Source organism: Pontibacter rufus (genome assembly GCF_015694705.1).
Taxonomy (GTDB): domain Bacteria; phylum Bacteroidota; class Bacteroidia; order Cytophagales; family Hymenobacteraceae; genus Pontibacter; species Pontibacter rufus.
Genome location: NZ_JADQDR010000014.1, coordinates 71092 through 91756, shown reverse-complemented (window position 1 = coordinate 91756; position 20665 = coordinate 71092). Strand labels below are relative to the sequence as shown.

The 20665-nt window shown below is 48.6% G+C and carries 14 protein-coding genes; 13 read left to right on the top strand and 1 reads right to left on the bottom strand.

The window, feature by feature from the left end:
• Positions 1–49 precede the first annotated feature (49 nt).
• The 9 genes from I2I11_RS19545 to I2I11_RS19505 all read left to right on the top strand — a co-directional run bounded on the left by I2I11_RS19545 (position 50) and on the right by I2I11_RS19505 (position 6837).
• The gene (locus tag I2I11_RS19545; RefSeq protein ID WP_230680457.1) at positions 50–226 is read left to right on the top strand and encodes a C1orf53 family protein; all 177 of its coding nucleotides are present in this window, start codon (positions 50–52) and stop codon (positions 224–226) included.
• 113 nt (positions 227–339) lie between these two features.
• On the top strand, positions 340–579 hold the full coding sequence (rpmB, locus tag I2I11_RS19540) for a 50S ribosomal protein L28 (protein ID WP_196269437.1): 240 nt from the start codon (positions 340–342) through the stop codon (positions 577–579).
• Positions 580–855: 276 nt separating this feature from the next.
• On the top strand, positions 856–1044 hold the full coding sequence (gene rpmG, locus I2I11_RS19535) for a 50S ribosomal protein L33 (protein ID WP_196269436.1): 189 nt from the start codon (positions 856–858) through the stop codon (positions 1042–1044).
• A gap of 2 nt (positions 1045–1046) precedes the next feature.
• Positions 1047–1199 (top strand): DUF4295 domain-containing protein, encoded by a 153-nt coding sequence (locus tag I2I11_RS19530; RefSeq protein WP_196269435.1) that lies wholly within the window; start codon positions 1047–1049, stop codon positions 1197–1199.
• A 114-nt stretch (positions 1200–1313) separates the two neighbouring features.
• A complete protein-coding gene (ftsY, locus tag I2I11_RS19525) occupies positions 1314–2270 on the top strand; it encodes a signal recognition particle-docking protein FtsY (RefSeq protein WP_196269480.1) in 957 nt (318 codons plus the stop codon).
• Between the two features lie 12 nt (positions 2271–2282).
• Positions 2283–2855 (top strand): carboxypeptidase-like regulatory domain-containing protein, encoded by a 573-nt coding sequence (locus tag I2I11_RS19520; protein ID WP_196269434.1) that lies wholly within the window; start codon positions 2283–2285, stop codon positions 2853–2855.
• 264 nt (positions 2856–3119) lie between these two features.
• On the top strand, positions 3120–3536 hold the full coding sequence (locus I2I11_RS19515; RefSeq protein ID WP_196269433.1) for a hypothetical protein: 417 nt from the start codon (positions 3120–3122) through the stop codon (positions 3534–3536).
• 239 nt (positions 3537–3775) lie between these two features.
• The gene (rimO, locus tag I2I11_RS19510; protein ID WP_196269432.1) at positions 3776–5089 is read left to right on the top strand and encodes a 30S ribosomal protein S12 methylthiotransferase RimO; all 1314 of its coding nucleotides are present in this window, start codon (positions 3776–3778) and stop codon (positions 5087–5089) included.
• 311 nt (positions 5090–5400) lie between these two features.
• Positions 5401–6837: a thioredoxin-like domain-containing protein gene (locus tag I2I11_RS19505; RefSeq protein ID WP_196269431.1), complete on the top strand. Its 1437-nt coding sequence runs from the start codon at positions 5401–5403 to the stop codon at positions 6835–6837.
• Positions 6838–7036: 199 nt separating this feature from the next.
• Here I2I11_RS19505 and I2I11_RS19500 read toward each other — a convergent pair whose 3' ends face one another.
• Positions 7037–7663 carry a YczE/YyaS/YitT family protein gene (locus I2I11_RS19500; protein WP_196269430.1) on the bottom strand — a complete coding sequence of 209 codons (627 nt, stop codon included), beginning with the start codon at positions 7661–7663 and terminating at the stop codon, positions 7037–7039.
• A 693-nt stretch (positions 7664–8356) separates the two neighbouring features.
• On the opposite strand from I2I11_RS19500, the gene I2I11_RS19495 reads away from it, so the two are divergent.
• The 4 genes from I2I11_RS19495 (at position 8357) to I2I11_RS19480 (ending at position 20664) form a co-directional block, all read left to right on the top strand.
• On the top strand, positions 8357–11527 hold the full coding sequence (locus I2I11_RS19495; RefSeq protein ID WP_196269429.1) for a SusC/RagA family TonB-linked outer membrane protein: 3171 nt from the start codon (positions 8357–8359) through the stop codon (positions 11525–11527).
• A gap of 20 nt (positions 11528–11547) precedes the next feature.
• Entirely contained in the window at positions 11548–13398 is a 1851-nt protein-coding gene (locus I2I11_RS19490) for a RagB/SusD family nutrient uptake outer membrane protein (protein WP_196269479.1), read from the top strand.
• A 95-nt stretch (positions 13399–13493) separates the two neighbouring features.
• Positions 13494–16859 (top strand): VCBS repeat-containing protein, encoded by a 3366-nt coding sequence (locus I2I11_RS19485; protein ID WP_196269428.1) that lies wholly within the window; start codon positions 13494–13496, stop codon positions 16857–16859.
• Positions 16860–17580: 721 nt separating this feature from the next.
• The gene (locus I2I11_RS19480) at positions 17581–20664 is read left to right on the top strand and encodes a SusC/RagA family TonB-linked outer membrane protein (RefSeq protein ID WP_230680455.1); all 3084 of its coding nucleotides are present in this window, start codon (positions 17581–17583) and stop codon (positions 20662–20664) included.
• Position 20665: the final 1 nt, after the last annotated feature.

Here is a 20665-nt window from a genome sequence, read left to right as displayed (position 1 = left end):
GGTTGATTTAGTATGGATAAAAGTATAAAGGATAGATAAAAGTATAACTTTGAGCAGCCAGTTAATAGAAGGAGAAGATTATTACCTGAATGAGCAGGGGCTGATGGTTTTCACAGCCAGATATCACCTCAAACGCGGCTATTGCTGCCAGAATGGCTGTAAGCATTGCCCATATGGTTTCCGGAAAAAGCCGCCGCAGCAGCACAGCGGTAAGAAGGAAGTATAAATTTGCTGGCAGGTTATACTATTTATGGTAAAAATATTTGCCCTGCTTTTGACATTACGCTTCTTTTTGCAGATATTTGCACCCCTGTTGAAATAATTTAGATAAAATATACGATGGCACGAGTTTGTGACTTAACCGGAAAAAGAGTACAAGTAGGAAATAACGTATCGCACGCAAATAACAGAACAAAGCGTAAGTTCTATCCTAACCTGCAGAAGAAGCGTTTTTATATCCCGGAAGAGGATGCGTGGGTAACGCTTAAAGTGTCTACTTCAGCACTGCGCACTATCAACAAAAACGGCATTTCTGCTGTGTTGAAAAAAGCAGTAGCGCAAGGCTATATCATGTTCTAAAGCACCTTCCGGCAAGGCGTGCTGCACCTGCGGAACCAACCGCAGCGGCTTACGCAAAGCAGGAAAAACCTTTAGTGCATTCGTAATATCCGGGCAACGGAGTAAGGCCAGCTTTGGGCTTGCTCCGTTGCTGTTTTTTGCTGTGCAACAGGTTTATTGTGAGGATATAAGGATGTAAAGTATTTTGCATCGGTTTTGCAACAAAGTATAAACTTTATTTGTAAGTAGCATTTTGAGCTACTATATTTGCAGTCTTAAATAAAAATTACTGGCGAGATGGCTAAAAAAGCAAAAGGTAACAGAATCCAGGTTATCATGGAGTGTACAGAGCAGAAAACTACGGATGTGCCTGGAACTTCAAGGTACATCACTACCAAAAACAGAAAGAATACGACAGAGCGCCTGGAGCTCAAGAAGTATAACCCGAATTTGAAAAAAGTAACTGTACATAAAGAAATTAAATAATCATGGCAAAGAAGTCGGTTGCAACCCTACAATCCGCCGCAGGCAGAGAATGGGCAAAAGTGATTAAAGCTGTGAAGTCACCAAAAACAGGTGCTTATAGCTTTAAAGAAGAAATGGTACCTGTTGGTAAAGTACAGGATGCCTTTAAGAAATAAATAAGCCTGCGCTGCGGCTTATAGATAGATTATATGAAAAAGTCCCACTGGTGGGACTTTTTTAGTATATTACTGTTTCAACCGCAACAGCTTTCATCCTACACAAACACCGGCATGGGAATTTTTGACTTTTTCAGCAAAGAGAAGAAAAAGGAATCGCTGGACAAAGGCCTTGAAAAAACCAAGTCCAGCTTTTTTGGCCAGTTGAGCAAAGCCGTCGTGGGCAAAGCTACGGTAGACGTAGACGTGCTCGACGAACTGGAGGAAATTCTGGTGCAGGCCGACGTGGGCGTAGGAACGACGGTGAAAATTATTGACCGCATCGAAAAGCGCGTGGCCCGCGACAAGTATGTGGGTACCGACGAGTTGGACAATATTCTGCGCGAAGAAATTGCAGCGCTGCTTGAAGAAAATAACTCCGGCGATGGTGCTGACTTTGAACTGCCTGAAGGTATCAAGCCTTACGTGATTATGGTGGTTGGCGTGAACGGCGTGGGCAAGACTACTACCATTGGCAAACTGGCTGCGCAGTTTCACAAGGCCGGCAAACAGGTAGTGCTGGGCGCTGCCGATACTTTCCGGGCTGCCGCTGTAGACCAGCTTATTATCTGGGGCGAGCGCGTGGGCGTGCCCGTTATCTCGCACGGCATGAATACCGACCCGGCATCTGTGGCCTACGATGCTGTGAAAAAAGGCGTGGAAATGAATGCCGATGTGGTGATTATCGATACGGCCGGCCGCCTGCACAACAAGGTGGGGCTGATGAACGAGCTGACCAAAATAAAGCGCGTGATGCAGAAGATAACACCAGACACGCCGCACGAAGTGTTGCTGGTGCTGGATGGCAGCACCGGCCAGAACGCCCTGTTACAAGCCCGCGAATTCACCAAAGCCACCGACGTAACTGCGCTGGCTATTACCAAGCTGGACGGCACAGCCAAAGGCGGCGTGGTGATTGGCATTTCGGATGAATTTAAAATTCCGGTAAAATATATCGGAGTTGGCGAGAAAATTGAGGACCTGCAACTGTTCGACAAGCACGAATTTGTAGATTCCTTCTTTTCACGCTAACCAGGTATAAGTATGGATAAGCTTTTGTTGCTGCCCTTCGCGCTGCTGCTCTCCAATTGCAGCAACTCAAAACCAGCCACCTCAGGGCAGGAGGAACAAACTCAGGAAACGGAGCAAGCGATAAACCCGCCCCAAAATCCATCCACAAGTATAAGTATAGGCGGCGCAACAAGCCAAAAGGCGCAGCAGGAACAGCAGGCTCCCATCGAACAAGGTATAACCGGCCAGGTGCTGTGGGTGTCAGGCAACCAGATGCCCTCGCCGGACGCGCCGCAAAGTAGTGGCAAGCGCGGCATACAGCGCACTGTTTATGTCTATGAGCTTACCAACAGCAGCCAGGCGACCACTACAGACGGTGTTTTTCACACCAACATTCAAACCAAGTTAGTTACACAGGTTACTACAGATGCTGAAGGTAACTTTGCCGTCAGCCTGCCGCCCGGTAAGTATAGCCTCTTTACCAAAGAAGAAAACGGATTGTACGCCAATCTGTTTGATGGAGAGATGAACATTTTTCCGGTAGAAGTGCAAAAGGGGCAGGTCACTAATGTGGAGTTTGTGATCAATTACAAGGCAAGTTATTAATCTGTTTTTCTCATAGAAACAGATGTTATGCTCCCCCTTAGGGAGTGACAAAACCAGCCGCACATAAACTGCCACAAAGGCTTGCCGTCGTCCTGCCAAGCCTATGTGGCAGAAGCCAGACGCATACAGATCCTGCTTGAGTTGTATGAGAAGTATACGGCCGGCTTGTGAAGGAAAAACCCAGGGAATGATGGTTAGTAACATTATCGGCAATAGTTAAAAACGGTTAAAGGAACCATGTTTACTTTTTAATCACTCTTTGTAATGAATGTAAATGAGCATGGCTTAATGGAGTTGGCGTACGAGGCCGCGCCCAATATATTAAGCGTAAAATGGTCGGATGATTTAAGTGTGGAATCTCCCCAGTTTTTTCAAACCATTATTTCTTTATTCGCCGCCATCCGGGAGAGCCAGGTCACCAACCTGATCATAGATTCGGGCATTCCGGCGGGGGGTGTACTGACCGAAGAAGTTATCAGTTACTTTATCCAGCATATTCCTGACACGCCCTTGAAAAATATAGTCATTCTGGAGTCGCCGGATTATCTCTGGGACAATAATCTGTACCTGTTAATTAAGCTGCTCATTACTGGCTATCATTTGCCTATTGCGGTTAAACTGGTAAAAAGCCGGGCTGCCGGCCTGGAATGGTTATCGCAGTATTCATTGGCCAACTCCTGATAAGGTAGTGGTTTAAGGCTATACATAAGGTAAGTTGCAGGGACTGGCAGCGCGGTGCTACATTTGCGCCAGTGCGTTCAGTTTCTCCCTATAAAATGGAGCCTGTCGTTCCCAACCTGATTGCAGGCATTTTATTCTCCAAACATATCGTACCTTTGCCCCTGATTCACGAAACGAACCAATCGGAGCCCGTGCGGGTTCTAAACTATTATAGCATATCCTCTTAATTATACCTGTAAGTGAAAGTAAGAACACTTAAGAAAGATAAAGTAAACGTCGTAACGCTGGGTTGCTCCAAAAACCTGGTTGATTCGGAAGTGCTGATGGGGCAGTTGCGTGCCAATGAATTTGAGGTGGCGCATGAGTCTGAAAACGACGATTCCAACATCATTATCGTAAACACCTGCGGTTTTATAGACAATGCCAAGCAGGAATCCATCGACACCATTCTGCGCTATGCCGATGCCAAAGAAGCCGGCCAGATTGATAAACTATACGTGACCGGCTGCCTGTCGCAGCGCTACAAAGATTCGCTGGAAGCCGAAATCCCGCAGGTAGATGCCTACTTCGGTACGCTGGAACTGCCGCGCCTGCTGAAAACGCTGGAGGCCGATTACAAGCACGAACTGATTGGCGAACGCCTGCTGACCACGCCCTCGCATTTCGCCTACTTTAAGATAGCCGAAGGCTGCAACCGTCCCTGCTCGTTCTGCGCTATCCCTTTGATGCGCGGCAAGCATGTAGACCGTCCGATAGAGGACTTGGTGAAGGAAGCAAAGCGGCTGGCAGGTATGGGCACCAAAGAACTGGTGCTGATTGCACAGGATCTGACCTACTACGGCCTGCAGCATTACGGCGAGCGCAAACTGGCTGATTTGCTCCGTAACCTGTCGGATGTGGAAGGTATTGAGTGGATACGGATGCAGTATGCGTATCCGTCGCAGTTCCCTATGGAGGTATTTGATGTAATGAACGAACGCGAGAATATCTGCAAGTACCTGGACATGCCGCTGCAGCACATCTCCGACAACATGCTCAAGACCATGCGCCGCGGCATCAGCAAGCGCCGCACGCTAGAGTTAGTTGATTCTATCCGCCATCGCGTGCCTGATATTGCTCTCAGAACCACACTCATTGCTGGTCATCCCGGCGAAACAGATAAAGATTTCCAGGAGCTTTACGACTGGGTAGCAGAAACACGTTTCGACCGCTTGGGCATTTTTACCTACTCGCACGAAGACGATACGCATTCCTTCTCGCTCGAGAATGATGTGCCGGAAGAGGTGAAGCAGGAGCGGGCCGATGCTATTATGGAGTTACAGCAGGGCATTTCGGTGGAACTGAACGAAGCGAAGATCGGCAAGATCTACAAAGTGCTTTTCGATCGCAAAGAAAGCGGCTATTTTGTAGGCCGTACCCAATACGACTCGCCCGAAGTAGACAACGAAGTGCTGGTGCCAGCCAACAGCAATTACGTGCGCCTCGGCGATTTTGCCAACATAAAAATCACCGATTCCTCGGACTTTGATTTGTATGGCGAAGTGGAGGTGTAATTAGTTAAAAACTAAGAGTTAAAAGTTAAGGAGCCCTGTAAGTGATACTTGCAGGGCTTTTTGTTTTATGAAAGTATAGCCGCAGAAGTGCTTTAGTTTTCCTCCTTAGATTAGCCAAAATGAGAGTTTGGGGCTAACGGGCGTCTTGCCTGCTACAGCGCAAATCAGACACTCGTAGGAACTGCGCACGCTGCGAGGTCAGAAGCAGGACCAGAGACGTCATAACATAGTATAACGGAAAACAAATAACATTTACAGCCTCAAACCTGTAACAGATAGAACAACCAACTGACTTAAAAGCCTCTCCCTCTATGCTGACCGGACGTGTAAATGCACCAGAAATAGATACTAAGTATGGCTGGCTTAATACCAGTCGGGCCTGGTCTATCAAAGATCTCAGGGGCAAAATTGTGCTGCTGGATTTCTGGACTTTCGGCTGCATCAACTGCCAGCATATTGTGCCCGACCTCAGGCGGCTGGAAGAGGAATATGCCGATGTGCTGGTCGTAATCGGGGTGCATTCAGGCAAGTTCGACGCCGAGAAGCAAAATGAAACCATTGCGCAGGCTATCCGCAAGTTTGGCGTGGAGCACCCGGTAGTAAACGATGCGGATTTTAAAATCTGGAACCAATATGGCGTAAGGGCCTGGCCAACGCTGGTGCTCATCAACCCCAACGGGAAAGTAATCGGGCAGCATGCCGGTGAAGGCGTATACCAGACCGTACAACCTTACATCGAGCAACTGAAGCAGGAGTTTAAGGATGAGCTCAACTATGAGCCTTTCCGTTTCCACGTGGAGCATCGCCCAGGCACGGCGCTATACTATCCCTCCAAACTCATCAGCGACAGCGAAGGCAACATTTACCTTGCCGACAGTGGCCATAACCGCATCCTGAAACTGGACCAGCAGGGGCAGGTGCTGGAAACTATCGGCAGTGGCCGAGAGGGCTTTGAAAATGGCAGCTACACGGAGGCCAGCTTTTACGAACCACACGGTATGGCGCTGCACGATACTATCCTTTATGTGGCCGATGCCAAAAACAACACTATCCGGAAGGTAGATTTGGCGCAGCAGCAGGTAAGCACGGCGGCCGGTACCGGCGAATTGGGCTATTATTTTATGGATGATAAAATGGATGAGCCCGTAAACCCCAACAGCCCCTGGGACCTGCTTATACTTGACGGAAGCATGTATGTTGCTAATGCAGGCAACCACCAGATACTGCGCATGGATTTAGCTACAGAGCAGGTGTACCGCTTTGCCGGCAGCGGGCGCGAGGCGCTCACCGATGGGCCACTGCGCCAGGCTGCTTTTAACCAGCCCAGCGGTCTGGCCCGCAATGGCCACATACTTTATGTAGCCGATGCCGAGGCAAGCGCTATCCGTAGTGTAAATACCAACACAGGCATGGTGCTTACATTAATTGGCAGCGGGTTGTTTGATTTTGGCGATGCAGATGGCCCGGTAGATGAAGCGCTGCTGCAGCACTGTATGGGCGTGGAGAATATTGACAGTGATGTGTTCATTGCTGATACCTACAACGGCAAAATCAAAATACTTGACCTAAGCCATAAGCGGGTGCGTACTTTAACCGATGGCCTGAGCGAGCCAAACGACATCATATTTTTGGGCGGACAATTGTGGGTAACGAGCACCAACAGCCATCAACTGTTTAAGGTTGACATCAGCACCGGAGAGAAAGAGGAAGTGCAGGTAAGTTTTGCTGAAGCAGAGCGGCAAAGTTAACCTGTACAGAATTGATGCTTTGCCCTTATGCAGGAAGCTTACTGGCAGGAAAGGTATGGCTTCATACTATTAACAGACAAAGAGATTCTCCTCTGATTAAGGTTTTGCAGTAAGTGGCGGAATAACGATCTCAGAGCAAAGCGTTGCGGTGTACGTTCCCTGCCTGGCTGCAATATTGGTGCGTATGCTTTTTGCAAGATCAGGCATCTGCCTGCTGTTCGGTTAGCGCTATGCGCAGCCTGCCGAAAAACTTCAGCATCACCTGAAAAATGGGGCTTTGAATGAGCGAGTAGAAGAAAGTGGCAATAAACACCGGCCCACCAAGTGTCAGGCCTATTCCTATCACTATAAACTCTACCAGTATGCGGGCTTTGCTTATGGAAATCCTGACACGGTCTGATACGGACAGCATAAAGCCATCGCGCGGCCCGGCGCCGATACCGCCTGCCACGTATAAACCGCCTGCTATACCTACCAGCACGATGGCACAGGCCAGCAGGAGGTAATCGCGGCTGGTATGGGCTGCCTCAGGTAAAATACCCAGCCACAGGAAAAAGTCCATGAAGGGGCCAATAAGCAGCGCGTTCAGGAAAGTGCCGACATTTACGTATTTCCGGTTTACGAACCATGACACCGAAATCAGCATCAGTCCCGTTAGCGTGCTCCAGGTGCCGACAGTAAAGCCAAATTTCTGGTATAAGGCTACATTCAACACCTCCCACGGGTGCAACCCCAGGTATTTTACCTTTACAGCCACAGCATTGCCTAAACCAAATAATAGCAGGCCCGAGAAAAAGAAGATGTATTGAATAACTCTGGTGCGCATGTGCGGGGTTTTACAGATAAAGCCACAAGAAAGTAAAAATTACCCGAAGCGGCTGCTAAATTCAAAGCAGTAAGTATAAGCTCCTCAAACTACAGCCACAGGAACAACTTAATTTCATGATTGTTTCGGCGGTCCTGGTACGCTCCGTTTTCTTTTATACAGTTGCTGCTGCACAAGCAGCGGCCTCTAACTTATGAGAAAAAATATTTAGGGTCTTAAATTCAAAAGATTTGGTTTTTTATTGTGTAAATCATACATTTAATCGGAAGTATAAGAAGATTAAGTCGGCAACTTGGCTTAATGAACGGGCATCTTCATTATAATCATATTTTTAGGGGTAGCACATAAGAACTTAATATATAATTGCTTTTTAGGATTTGATAAAAACCTGGTACAAACCATTTCTGAAAGATGCTATGCCTGGGCAGGAATAAGTCCGGAACCGGTTGGCGCTAAAATGTCGGATCATGTACTTTGTTTTAAGAGATGGTTGGGCAGCGGCCCCAGGATTAACTGCTTCGGCTACCCGGAGCAGTTCTGGTTTGCGGGTTCAGTAAATTGCTGAATAGAAGCTTATCTTATACAGGAAAATGTTAAAGGAGCCATTCTTATCAGGAGCGGCACTTCATACAAGGGAATTAACCAGTTCAGTACATTTTTAATCTATTCTATAACCTTTAAATATGATGATGTATGCAACACTTTTTACTTAAAGAGCTGAGATACTTGCTTGTATTTCCTCTTTTCTTTGCCTCTGTTGTGATGGCGCTCGCCCAGGGCGTCACGGTGCAGGGGAAAGTTACAGATGAAAGCGGCATGGGGCTTCCCGGCGTAACAGTGCTGCTCAAGGGCACCAATACGGCAGCGCCCACAGGTGCTGATGGGGCTTATACTATCAATGTGCCGGATGGCAGTGGTACGCTTGTTTTTTCCTTTATAGGTTACCAGACGCAGGAAGTGCCGATTAACAACCGCTCTACCGTTAACGTGCAGTTGGGCGCTGACACCAAAGCTTTGGAAGAGGTAGTGGTAGTAGGATATGGCACACAGAAAAAGGAAACTGTTACCGGATCTGTTGCCGCTGTAAAGGGCGCAGAACTCGAAAAGTCGCCGGCGGTTAACCTTACAAACTCCATTGCCGGCCGCATGCCCGGCGTGGTTGCCGTAAACAGAAGTGGTGAACCGGGCTACGATGGGTCATCTATCCGCATCAGAGGCTCTAATACTTTGGGCAGCAACGGGGCACTGGTTGTAATTGACGGAATCCCGGCCAGAGCTGGCGGTATAGAGCGCCTTAACCCGGCCGATATTGAAAGTATTTCGGTGCTGAAAGATGCCTCGGCAGCTATATATGGCTCACGTGCCGCCAATGGTGTTATCCTCGTTACCACAAAGCGGGGTACTGTAGGAAAGCCGGAACTGTCTTACTCCTTTAACCAGGGTTTCGCCCAACCTACCGTTATCCCTGAACTGACTGATGCCGTTCAGTTCGGTGAGATGCGGAACGACCTGGAGATCTATAACCGTGTGCCGGTGCCCCTGTGGGAAGAAGCCAAGGAAGCTTTCCGCCAGAGCGGTAGCTACACCCTGCCTGATGGTGCTGTTGTAAATGCGCATTACAGCCCGGAAGACTTCCAAAAGTTCAGAGACGGCTCCAACCCCTGGACACACCCCAACACCGACTGGTACGATGCTACCCTGAAGGAATGGTCGCCACAGTCGCAGCACAACCTGCAATTGACAGGAGGAAGCGAAAACATCAAGTTTCTGACCTCTCTGGGATATGTAAACCAGGACGCTTTCTATAAAAACTCTGCTACAGGCTACAAGCAATATGATTTGCGGATAAACCTGGATGCGAACATCAGCAAATATATCAAGACAAGCATCGGGATGTTAGGCCGCCAGGAGAACCGCTTCTTCCCTACCGTTAGCGCCGGCGCCATTTTCCGGATGCAGATGCGGGGCATTCCTACTTCACCAGCCTATTGGCCTAACGGGAAGCCGGGCCCTGATATTGAGAATGGACAAAACCCGGTTGTTATTACCACCAACAAAACCGGATACGACCGCGATACCCGCAGTTACCTGCAGACAAACGGATCAGTGGAGATTACCAACCCCTGGATAGAGGGACTGAAGTTTACCGGTACAGCCGCAGTGGATAAAATGACCCGTCGTACGAAAAGATGGCAAATTCCGTGGTATTTGTATGACTGGGACAAAGCAACTTACGAAGCAGACGGCGTTACGCCTTTGCTTACTGCAGGACGAAGAGGCCCTGCCGATCCGAACCTTACCATGGGGGATGAGGAGGAGCTGAAAATTTTGCTGGGCGGCATCCTGACTTTTGAGCGTTCCTTTGGCGACCACGCAGTAACCGTGCTGGCAGGTACCAACCGGGAAACGATTGAAGGAGACTGGTTTAATGCCTACCGCAGGTACTTTATCTCACCTGCAATTGACCAGCTTGCCGTTGGAGGAGATTTAGAGAAGAGCAATAATGGTGATGCCGTAGAAAGAGCACGTCTGAGCCACTTTGGACGTTTTGCCTATAACTACAAAGAGAAGTACATGGCAGAGTTCTTATGGCGCTACGATGCCTCGGATATTTTCCCAAGGGATACGCGCTATGGCTTTTTCCCGGGGGTGCTGGCTGCCTGGCGAATCTCTGAAGAGGACTTTTTCAAAAATAATGTTTCCTTTATTAACTCTCTGAAACTTCGCGGATCATGGGGGCAAATGGGTAATGACGATATCGGAGAACTCTACTCTTATCTGTCCCTTAACCAGTTTAGTTCATACATAATTGGAGGCCAGGAAGTTAAGACGTTGCGCGAGACGCGGGTTCCCAATCCAACCATTACCTGGGAAGTAGCAAACAATACAGATATTGGTTTAGAAGGCCAGATGCTGCAGGGCAAGATCAACTTTGAGTTTGATGTCTTCTATAACAAGCGTACCAGTATATTATGGGCTAAGTATGGATCAGTTCCTCAGACTACGGGTATGACTTTGCCTCGCCAGAACATTGGTGAAGTGGCTAACAAAGGCTGGGAATTTCTGATTGGATATAACAACCAGTTTGGTGATGTTTCCTTCAACGTCAGTGCAAACGGCGGCTATGCCAAAAACGAGATTTTGTTCTGGGATGAGGCTCCGGGCGCTCCTGCGCACCAGCGTTCTACGGGCATGCCAATGGGTACCGGGCTTCGATACGAATACGACGGAGTTTTTCCAGACCAGGCTTCTATTGATGCCAACCCACTCGACTACAGCGCGATTGTAGGAACCCTGCGTCCTGGTGATATGAAGTACAAGGACATTTCCGGCCCTGACGGTGTGCCTGATGGTAAAATAACCCCTGACGATAGAACAAGAGATCCCCGCAACGACATTCCTACCTTCCAGGGGGGCTTAAGCGCAAACCTGGGCTATAAGAATTTCGACTTCAGCGTGTTGTTTCAGGGATCAGCCGGCGCCGTTACAACCATCGGAACAGGCGAAATGGGCAGTATCGGTAACTTCCTGGAGGATATATATGTGAACCGCTGGACCGTGGACAACCACAGTTCTGTGCATCCGCGCATTGCTGACCGCGGCAATCAGTATTACTCCGGTGGCAACACCTACTGGATGCGAAGCACCGACTATATCCGCCTGAAGAACATAGAACTGGGCTACACACTGCCAGTTGAAATTGGACAGAAGATAGGCTTAAGCGCTTTGCGGGTGTATGTGAACGCCCTGAACCTGGCCACCTGGGATAAACTAAAGGTATACGATCCTGAGAACGTGAACGCTAACGGCCAGTATTACCCGCAGTCCAGAGTTATTAATGGAGGTGTAACCGTAACATTTTAACAGACCTAGAAATGAAGAGAATGAATAAAATAAAATCTTTGTCCCTGGGAGTTATTACAGCCATGGCGCTTATGACCGGCTGTAAGGATGACTTTCTGGACACACAGCCCTTATCAAGTGTTCCAAGTGAGCTTGTCTGGACAGATGCAGCCCTTGCCGAGGCCTTTGTAACTGACCTCTATACGGTTTTGGGCGTAGGAGGCTTTGATGAGCAAATGCAGGCTTCCCTTACAGATGAAGCTGTTTTTACGCACCCGGGCAGAGGCATTAATACTATCACTGAGGCACGTTCCAATCCTGCTGACCCGGGTTGGATAAACTATACGCTTAACTGGCCTAACATGTATAGCAGAATTAGGGCAGCCAACTTAGCTATTACAAACCTGCAGGAGCCCCAGTTTGACAATCCGGAACTTGTGGACAGGTTGATGGGGGAAGCACTGTTTATGCGGGCTTACATGTATCACCAGTTGCTTCGCTATTATGGCGGTGTGCCGCTCGTGGATAGCCCGTACGAACTTGGCGCAGAAGATTATACTATCGCCCGCAATACCTTTGCAGAAACTGTAGATTTTATTGTGAAAGATGCAGAGCAAGCGGCGCAACTGCTTGATGGTAAGCCGATAGTGCTGGGCCGGGCGTCTAAGGCCGCAGCCCTGGCGCTCAAATCCCGGGTTTTGCTGTATGCTGCCAGCGATTTGCACGATATACCTACTGCCAACGCAAAGTCAAGTATAATTGCCGGCTACTCTAACCCTGAGTTAATAGGTTATGTAGATGGCAGCCAGATGGAGCGTTGGCAAAAAGCTCAGGCTGCTGCCAAAGATGTGTTGGACTTGCCGGGCTACGGGTTTAAGCTGAACCTGTCAGGACCTGTTACGCCAGAGGAAGGGTTTGAAAATTATGTCAATGTTTCCCTGTTCCGTGGCGGTGGTGAAGAAGATATGATCTTTGGGCGCTACTTTATCCAGTCTAAGAACGAGAGCGGTGGTCAGGTTGGCCTATACAATGGTCCTAACGGGTACCGTAACTGGGCCGGTAATACGCCGATCCAGCAATTGGTAGATGACTATGAAATGATGGACGGCAGTAAATTCAGCTGGGATAACCCGGAGCAAGCCGCGAACCCATATGAAAACCGTGATCCCCGTTTTGAAGCCTCTATCCTGTACGATGGCGCTGACTGGAAACCAAGGTTCACTACCACAGCAGATCCTGCCAACCAGATCCAGACAGGTCAATATGAGATAATTGGGCCCGATGGGAAGAAAACGACACACTTCGGCCTGGATACACGGCAGAGCTCTATTGAGGACTGGAACGGTAGCCGCACCGGTTACTATATGAGGAGGTTTATTGACCCGAACCCTAATCTGGTAGACATGAACATGTGGCAGCAGGTTCCCTGGGCTTTCTTCCGCTATACAGAAGCAGTATTGAACTATGTGGAGGCCAGCATTGAGTTGGGCCAGGATGCCGAAGCCCAGGCATGGCTGAACAAAGTGCGCTTCCGGGTGGGAATGCCGGCTGTAACCGAAACAGGCGACGCGCTGATGGAACGGTACCGTAACGAGCGCAGGATAGAAATGGCCTACGAGGAACAGCGCTTTCATGATGCCCGCAGATGGATGATTGCGCCAGAGGAGTTTGGTGAACAGCCTGGGATCATTGACATCAAAGGAACACTGAAACCCGGTAAAACAGTGACGCAGTACCAGCACAATCCTGAGAACTACAACTATACATACAATGTGATAGAACTTGGTGAAGGAATTGAGAACCGGGCATGGGACGATAAAATGTTTTACCTGCCGATTCACCGGGACGAGATGAACAGGAATGATAAACTGGTTCAGAATCCGGGGTACTAAGAATTTGTGCTTATTTGAATTTAAAATCTATGCCAGTCGTTTTGTGCTGGCATAGATTTTCTTTTTTATCGCTTACTTATAGAACGCTTATACGAATGAGCCTGCTCCGATCTCCCTTATCTACCCTATCGCTACTCATCCTTTTTTTAGTTGTTGCATCCTGCCAGGAAAGATCTTCTGAAGAGGGGAAAAAAGCAGGTAACGATGCTCCCCCCATTGTCGCCCATCCACTGTTTAGCCTGCTGCCTGCCAGCCGGACTGGTATTAATTTCTCCAACAACCTGACTGAAGGGTTAAATACAAATGTGCTCATGTATGAGTACTTCTACAATGGAGGCGGGGTAGCCGTAGGAGATGTAAACGGAGATAGTCTGCAGGATATTTACTTTACCGCTAACATGGCGCCAAATCAGCTATACCTGAACAAGGGAAATATGCAGTTTGAAAATATAACTGCCAGGGCCGGTGTAGCCGGACGAGAAGGCCCCTGGGCTACCGGCACAACTATGGCGGATGTGAACGGAGACGGTTTATTAGATATATATGTTTGCTACTCCGGTAAGCTGCCGCCTGAAAAGCGGACAAACCAGTTGTTCATTAACACAGGCCCAGATGCTAACGGGGAGCCCCGGTTTGTGGAGCAGGCAGCGCAGTATGGTCTGGCCAGTTCTTCCAACAGCACGCATGCCGTCTTCTTCGACTTTGATCGGGACAATGATCTTGATATGTTTTTATTGAACCATAGCCCGGAGTCATTGCCGATATTAGATGAAGTTACTACAGCAGAAATTCTTAAGGTAGAGGATGCGCAACGGGGAGTGCGGTTTTTCAGAAATGATAAAGGACATTTTGAGGATATAACAGGCAGGGCAGGGTTCCTTTCTTCAACCCTGACGTATGGTTTGGGGGCAGGCGTAGCCGATATAAATGGGGATGGCTGGCCTGATATTTATATATCGAATGACTATGATGTTCCGGATTACCTTTACATGAATAACCAGGACGGTACCTTTACGGATCAGATGAAAACAAGCATCGGCCATACCTCCCATTTCTCCATGGGTAATGATATCGCCGACATCAACAACGACGCCCACCCGGATATCTTTACATTGGACATGCTGCCTGAAGACAACAGGCGGCAGAAGCTGCTGTTTGCCCCGGATAATTACGAGAAGTTCAATCTCAGTCTCAAATCAGGTTTCCATTACCAGTATATGCGTAACATGCTACAGCTAAATAATGGCAATGGTACGTTTAGTGAGATCGGTCAGCTGGCAGGTATCTCCAATACCGACTGGAGCTGGGCACCTTTATTTGCTGACTATGATAACGACGGCCTTAAAGATCTATTTGTGACAAACGGTTATTTGCGCGACTATACCAACATGGATTTTATCAAGTACATGGGAAACTTTGTGCAGCAGAACAGCGGCAGAATGGATCGGAGGAGTGCACTGGAACTTGTCAACAAAATACCTTCGTCCAATGTAACGAACTACATCTTCAAAAACAACGGCGACCTCTCGTTCAGCAACAAAGGCCAGGACTGGGGTATGCGTATTCCTTCCACCAGCAACGGGGCTGCCTATGCCGATCTCGACAACGACGGCGATCTGGATCTCATCGTCAACAATATCAACCAGCCAGCTTTTATATACCAGAACGGGGCCAGCGAGCAACTGCACCACCACTACGTGCAACTTAAGCTAAAAGGGGCTGGCAAAAACACCGCCGGAACAGGCGCTAAAGTTACAGTCTATGCGGGCAGCAGGCAGCAGTACCAGGAGCAGATGCCCTCGCGGGGTTATCAGTCAAGCGTTTCGCCGGTGCTGCATTTTGGCCTTGGGCAGGAGAGTATGATAGACTCACTGCGGGTTGTATGGCTGAGTGGGAAACAGCAAGTGCTACGGAATGTGAAACCGGACCAGCGGCTTACTCTGCAGGAGGAAGCGGCAGATGCTTCATATAGCTCCAGGAAGCCCGCTGCACCCATTTTCAGGGAAGCCAAAGCACCGATTTCCTTTGCGCATCAGAAGAACGTTACAAATGACTTTAAGCGGCAGCCGCTGCTGGTTAACCCACTCTCTTTCTCCGGTCCCTGCCTGGTGAAGGCGGATGTGAATGGAGATGGGCTGGAGGATATTTTTGCAGGCGGCGGACAGGGGCAGGCAGGGGCGCTATACCTGCAGCAACGAAACGGCAGTTTCGCACCGAGGACTACGCCCGCTTTTGATGCCGACAAGATGGCTGTAGATGTGGATGCCGTATTTTTTGACGCCAACAACGACGGGGCCCCGGATCTGTACGTTGTTAGTGGAGGTTACCACAACTATATGCCGGATGATGCGCTGCTGCAGGATAGGCTGTACCTTAACGATGGGAAAGGTAATTTCAGCAGGAGCAGCGCAGATGCCCTGCCAGCCATGCCCGTGAGCACAAGCTGTGCGCGTGCAGCAGATATAAATGGCGACGGGCATCTGGATTTGTTTGTAGGGGGCCGCATGATTCCGGGCCGCTACCCGGAGATACCCAGAAGCTATATCCTCATGAATGATGGCACCGGCAGGTTTAAGGATATGACAGCGGCTGTGGCACCCGCCTTGCAACGCCCGGGCCTGGTAACCGATGCCGCCTGGCATGACCTGAACGGCGACAAAAAACAGGAGCTGGTGATAGTGGGGGAGTGGATGCCGGTAACCGTTTTCAAAAACACAAACGGCAAACTAACTGACAATACCAAAGCCTACTTCGATAAGGAGTACAGGGGTTGGTGGAATAAGTTGCTGGTGGATGACTTTAACCAGGACGGCAAGCCTGATCTGGTGATAGGCAATCTTGGCCTGAACACCCAGTGCAAAGCCACAGATCAGCAACCGGCAGAGCTGTATTACAAGGATTTTGACGACAACGGATCTGTTGATCCTATCCTGACCTTCTATATACAGGGTAAGAGCTATCCCTATGTAACCCGCGACGAGTTGCTGGACCAGATAAGCATCATGCGCACCCGCTTTACCGACTATAAAAGCTATGCAGACGCCACCCTGCAGGATATTTTTACACCCGAAGAGCTTAAAGGAGCAGGGCATTTTTCTGCCAATTATCTGCAGACAGCCTACTTTGAGAGCAATGCGCAGGGTAAATTCCAGGAGAAGTCCCTGCCGGTAGAGGTCCAGTTCTCGCCGGTATATGCCATGACTGCCCTGGACTATAACAGCGACGGCAAGCAGGATTTATTGCTGGGAGGCAACATGAGCCAGGCCCGGCTGCGCTTCGGGAAGTATGATGCCAACTATGGTATCCTGCTGCAGGGCAACGGAAAGGGAGAGTTTTATTACGTACCACAGGCCCAATCAGGCTTTAAAGTGAAGGGGGATGTAAGGAGTATTCTGAAAGTGAACAGCACCTTATTATTTGGCATCAACCAGCAGGATGTAAAGGCATATAAACCGGAATAACATAGCATGTATGGTTAGGCTGTTCTTGTTTTTGCTGCAATACGCAGCTGTACAGGCAGAGGACGAAACATACTTGATCCAGCGGTGAATAAATCCGCCAGGCTATCGCAGGGAGCGTAATATGAAATCTCTGCTGGGCCATTGTGTCTGCTATAGGGCACACTCTCAGCAGATAACAGTAAATTCATTGCCTTTCCGGAGCAGGAATATTTTTTGTCGGCGTGACGTTAAAGATATTTGTTTTCTTCTTTAAGATATTTATATTACACTCCGTAATAATAACTAACATCCCAACTTCTCCTAGTACATTAAACCAAAGTAATTTTACTGCTCCTTGTTTCCATAAGTTGAAGCTTATTGCGGTTTATGATCTGAAGAAGCAGTTAAGTTTGGCTTTGGCAAACGATTATGGACATTTATCATAAAGAAGCGGGTATCTACCTTAAAACAGCATCGATAAAAGACATTTTCAATTTCAGCGCTGGTTTGTGGTATGATATTACGGAAAAGCATGATTATAGTAATAAGCACAGCGGTTTGCGGGTTCAGTAAATTGCTGAATAGAAGCTTATCTTATACAGGAAAATGTTAAAGGAGCCATTCTTATCAGGAGCGGCACTTCATACAAGGGAATTAACCAGTTCAGTACATTTTTAATCTATTCTATAACCTTTAAATATGATGATGTATGCAACACTTTTTACTTAAAGAGCTGAGATACTTGCTTGTATTTCCTCTTTTCTTTGCCTCTGTTGTGATGGCGCTCGCCCAGGGCGTCACGGTGCAGGGGAAAGTTACAGATGAAAGCGGCATGGGGCTTCCCGGCGTAACAGTGCTGCTCAAGGGCACCAATACGGCAGCGCCCACAGGTGCTGATGGGGCTTATACTATCAATGTGCCGGATGGCAGTGGTACGCTTGTTTTTTCCTTTATAGGTTACCAGACGCAGGAAGTGCCGGTTAACAACCGCTCTACCGTTAACGTGCAGTTGGGCGCTGACACCAAAGCTTTGGAAGAGGTAGTGGTAGTGGGATACGGCACACAGAAAAAAGCTACTTTAACCGGATCTGTAACCGCCGTTCAGGGCGAAGTAATAACCAAGAGCCCAGCCCTTAACGTTACCAACAGTTTAGCCGGCCGTATGCCGGGTTTAACAGCTGTAGGATCAAGTGGTGAGCCCGGATATGACGGCGCAAAGCTCCGTATAAGAGGACTGAATTCCTTTGGCAGCTCAGAGCCCCTGGTTGTAGTAGATGGTGTACCCGGCCGATCACTAGAGCGACTGGACCCCAATACAATTGAAAGTATATCCGTGCTAAAGGATGCTTCTGCCGCTATTTATGGCGCACAGGCAGCTAACGGCGTAATCCTGGTAACCACTAAAAGAGGAAAAGTAGGAAAGCCTACTATTACCGCTTCGTTTAACCAGGGGTATGGCCGGCCTACCCGCCTTCCGGATATGGCAGATGCAGCAGAGTATGCTACCATGCTGAACGAGATTGACCTGTACGCGGGTAATCCTGCCCGATTCACACCCGAAGATATCCAGCAGTTTAGCGATGGATCTGATCCCTGGGGGCACCCCAACACCAACTGGTTTAAGGAAGTAATCAAGCCATGGTCTGGCCAAAACCAGGCGAATGTATCAGTTTCCGGAGGCAGCGAAAACATGAAATACTTTGTGGCGCTTACCACCAGGAGCCAAAATGGCTTTTACTACAACAGCGGCACTAAGTATAACCAGTATGATTTCCGCTCTAACCTGGATGGTAAAATCTCTGAAAACATAAGCCTGGCTGTCGATCTTTCGGGCCGCATGGAAGACCGCAACTTTCCGACCCGCGGCGCAGGAAGCATTTTCAGGATGGTAATGCGGGGCAAGCCGAATATGACAGCTTACTGGCCCGATGGCACTCCCGGCCCGGATATAGAATACGGTGATAATCCCGTGGTGGTAAGCACCAAGGCAACCGGTTACGACAGAAATAAAAACTATGTGGTTAACTCTAATTTTAGGCTAAATGTCACCATCCCGTGGGTGGAAGGGCTATCCGTTACAGGAAATGCCGCTATTGACAAAGGCTTTAATTTTCGTAAATTATGGCAAACACCCTGGTATTTATATTCCTGGGATGGCACCACACGTGATACGGACGGACAGCCCGTGCTGATTAAAGGCAAAAAAGGCTTTGACAGTCCGGCCCTGACAGAAGAGATGGAAGACAACCAGCGCATCCTGCTAAACGGATTGCTAAAGTATGACAGAACTTTCTCGGACGTGCATTCCGTCAACTTCCTGGCCGGGGTAGAAAGAATTACGGGCGGGATGGACAGGTTCAGCGCTTACCGTCGTAACTTTACCTCTACTGCCCTTGATCAGATGTTTGCCGGCGCAACGGACCAGTACCTGACAAACTATGGTTCCGGTAGTGCAAGCGCCCGTCTGAACTATTTTGGAAGGGTAAATTATGGTTATAAGGAAAAATACCTGGCGGAGTTTGTATGGCGCTATCAAGGCTCCTACATATTTGAAGAAGGCAAAAAATTTGGATTTTTTCCAGGCATGTCCTTAGGCTATGTCATGTCTGAGGAAAACTTCTGGAAGGATAACATTGGCGCTATCAACTTCTTCAAGTTAAGGGCTTCGTATGGTCAGACAGGATGGGATGAAGTAACGTTCGGAGGTGTTCTGCAAGAGTATGCTTACTTAGCGACACTTGGTTTAGGAGCCGGTGGATCAGCGTTTGTAACAGATGGTGGAACGGTGTTAAATCCAACCTTATATGAAAGGCGTGTTCCAAATCAGAATACAACCTGGGAGAAGGCCATTCAGCGCAACGTTGGCTTTGATGCTGAGTTGCTCAATAATCATCTCTCTGTTACGTTTGATTACTTCGATAACCTGCGCTCCGACATTCTATGGAGGAGAAGTGCTTCCATTCCGGCATCAACCGGTATGACTTTACCTCCGGAAAATATTGGAAAGTCCGGAAACAGGGGATTCGATTTCAGTGTGATTTACGACAATGTTATTGGCAACGACTTTACCTATGAAGTAGGAATTAATGGCGGCTATGCCAAAAACAGGATCATTTTCTGGGATGAAACCCCCGGCAGACCGGAATACCAACTGACAACCGGCCGCCCTATTCCGACTGACCCCTACAACCCGGATAATGATTTGTATTACCAGGCCATCGGTATTTTCGAAAATCAGGCTGCGGTAGACGCATATCCACACTGGTCCGGCGCGCGCCCAGGCGACATTATCTTTGAAGATGTGAACGATGATGGCGTGATTGATGCCAATGATCGGGTAAGAAATGAAAAGAGCAATGTGCCTACTTTAACAGGTGGTATCACTGCACGCCTCGGGTACAAAGGTTTCGACCTCTCTATGCTGATACAGGGCGCTGCCGGCGCCGTGAATTACATCAGCACAGAGTCTGGTGAGATTGGAAACTTTTTGCAGAGCTTCTATGATAATCGCTGGACAGAGCAAAACCCAACTGCTTCCGGGCCGCGTGTTTTTAACCGCAGCAACGAGTATTGGGTGGGCCAGCGGAATACTTACTGGCTGCATAAAACAGATTATGTGCGCTTAAAGAACATTGAACTAGGCTACAGCCTGCCTGCATTTACACAAAACTGGGGTATTCAAAAGCTGAGAGTATACGTGAATGCCTATAACTTCCTGACCTATAGCCCCGATTATAAAGACTTCGATCCCGAACTGGGCTCCGGATCCGGGCAAGGGTATCCTCTACAGAAAATTGTAAATGGTGGTTTATCCGTTACCTTTTAAT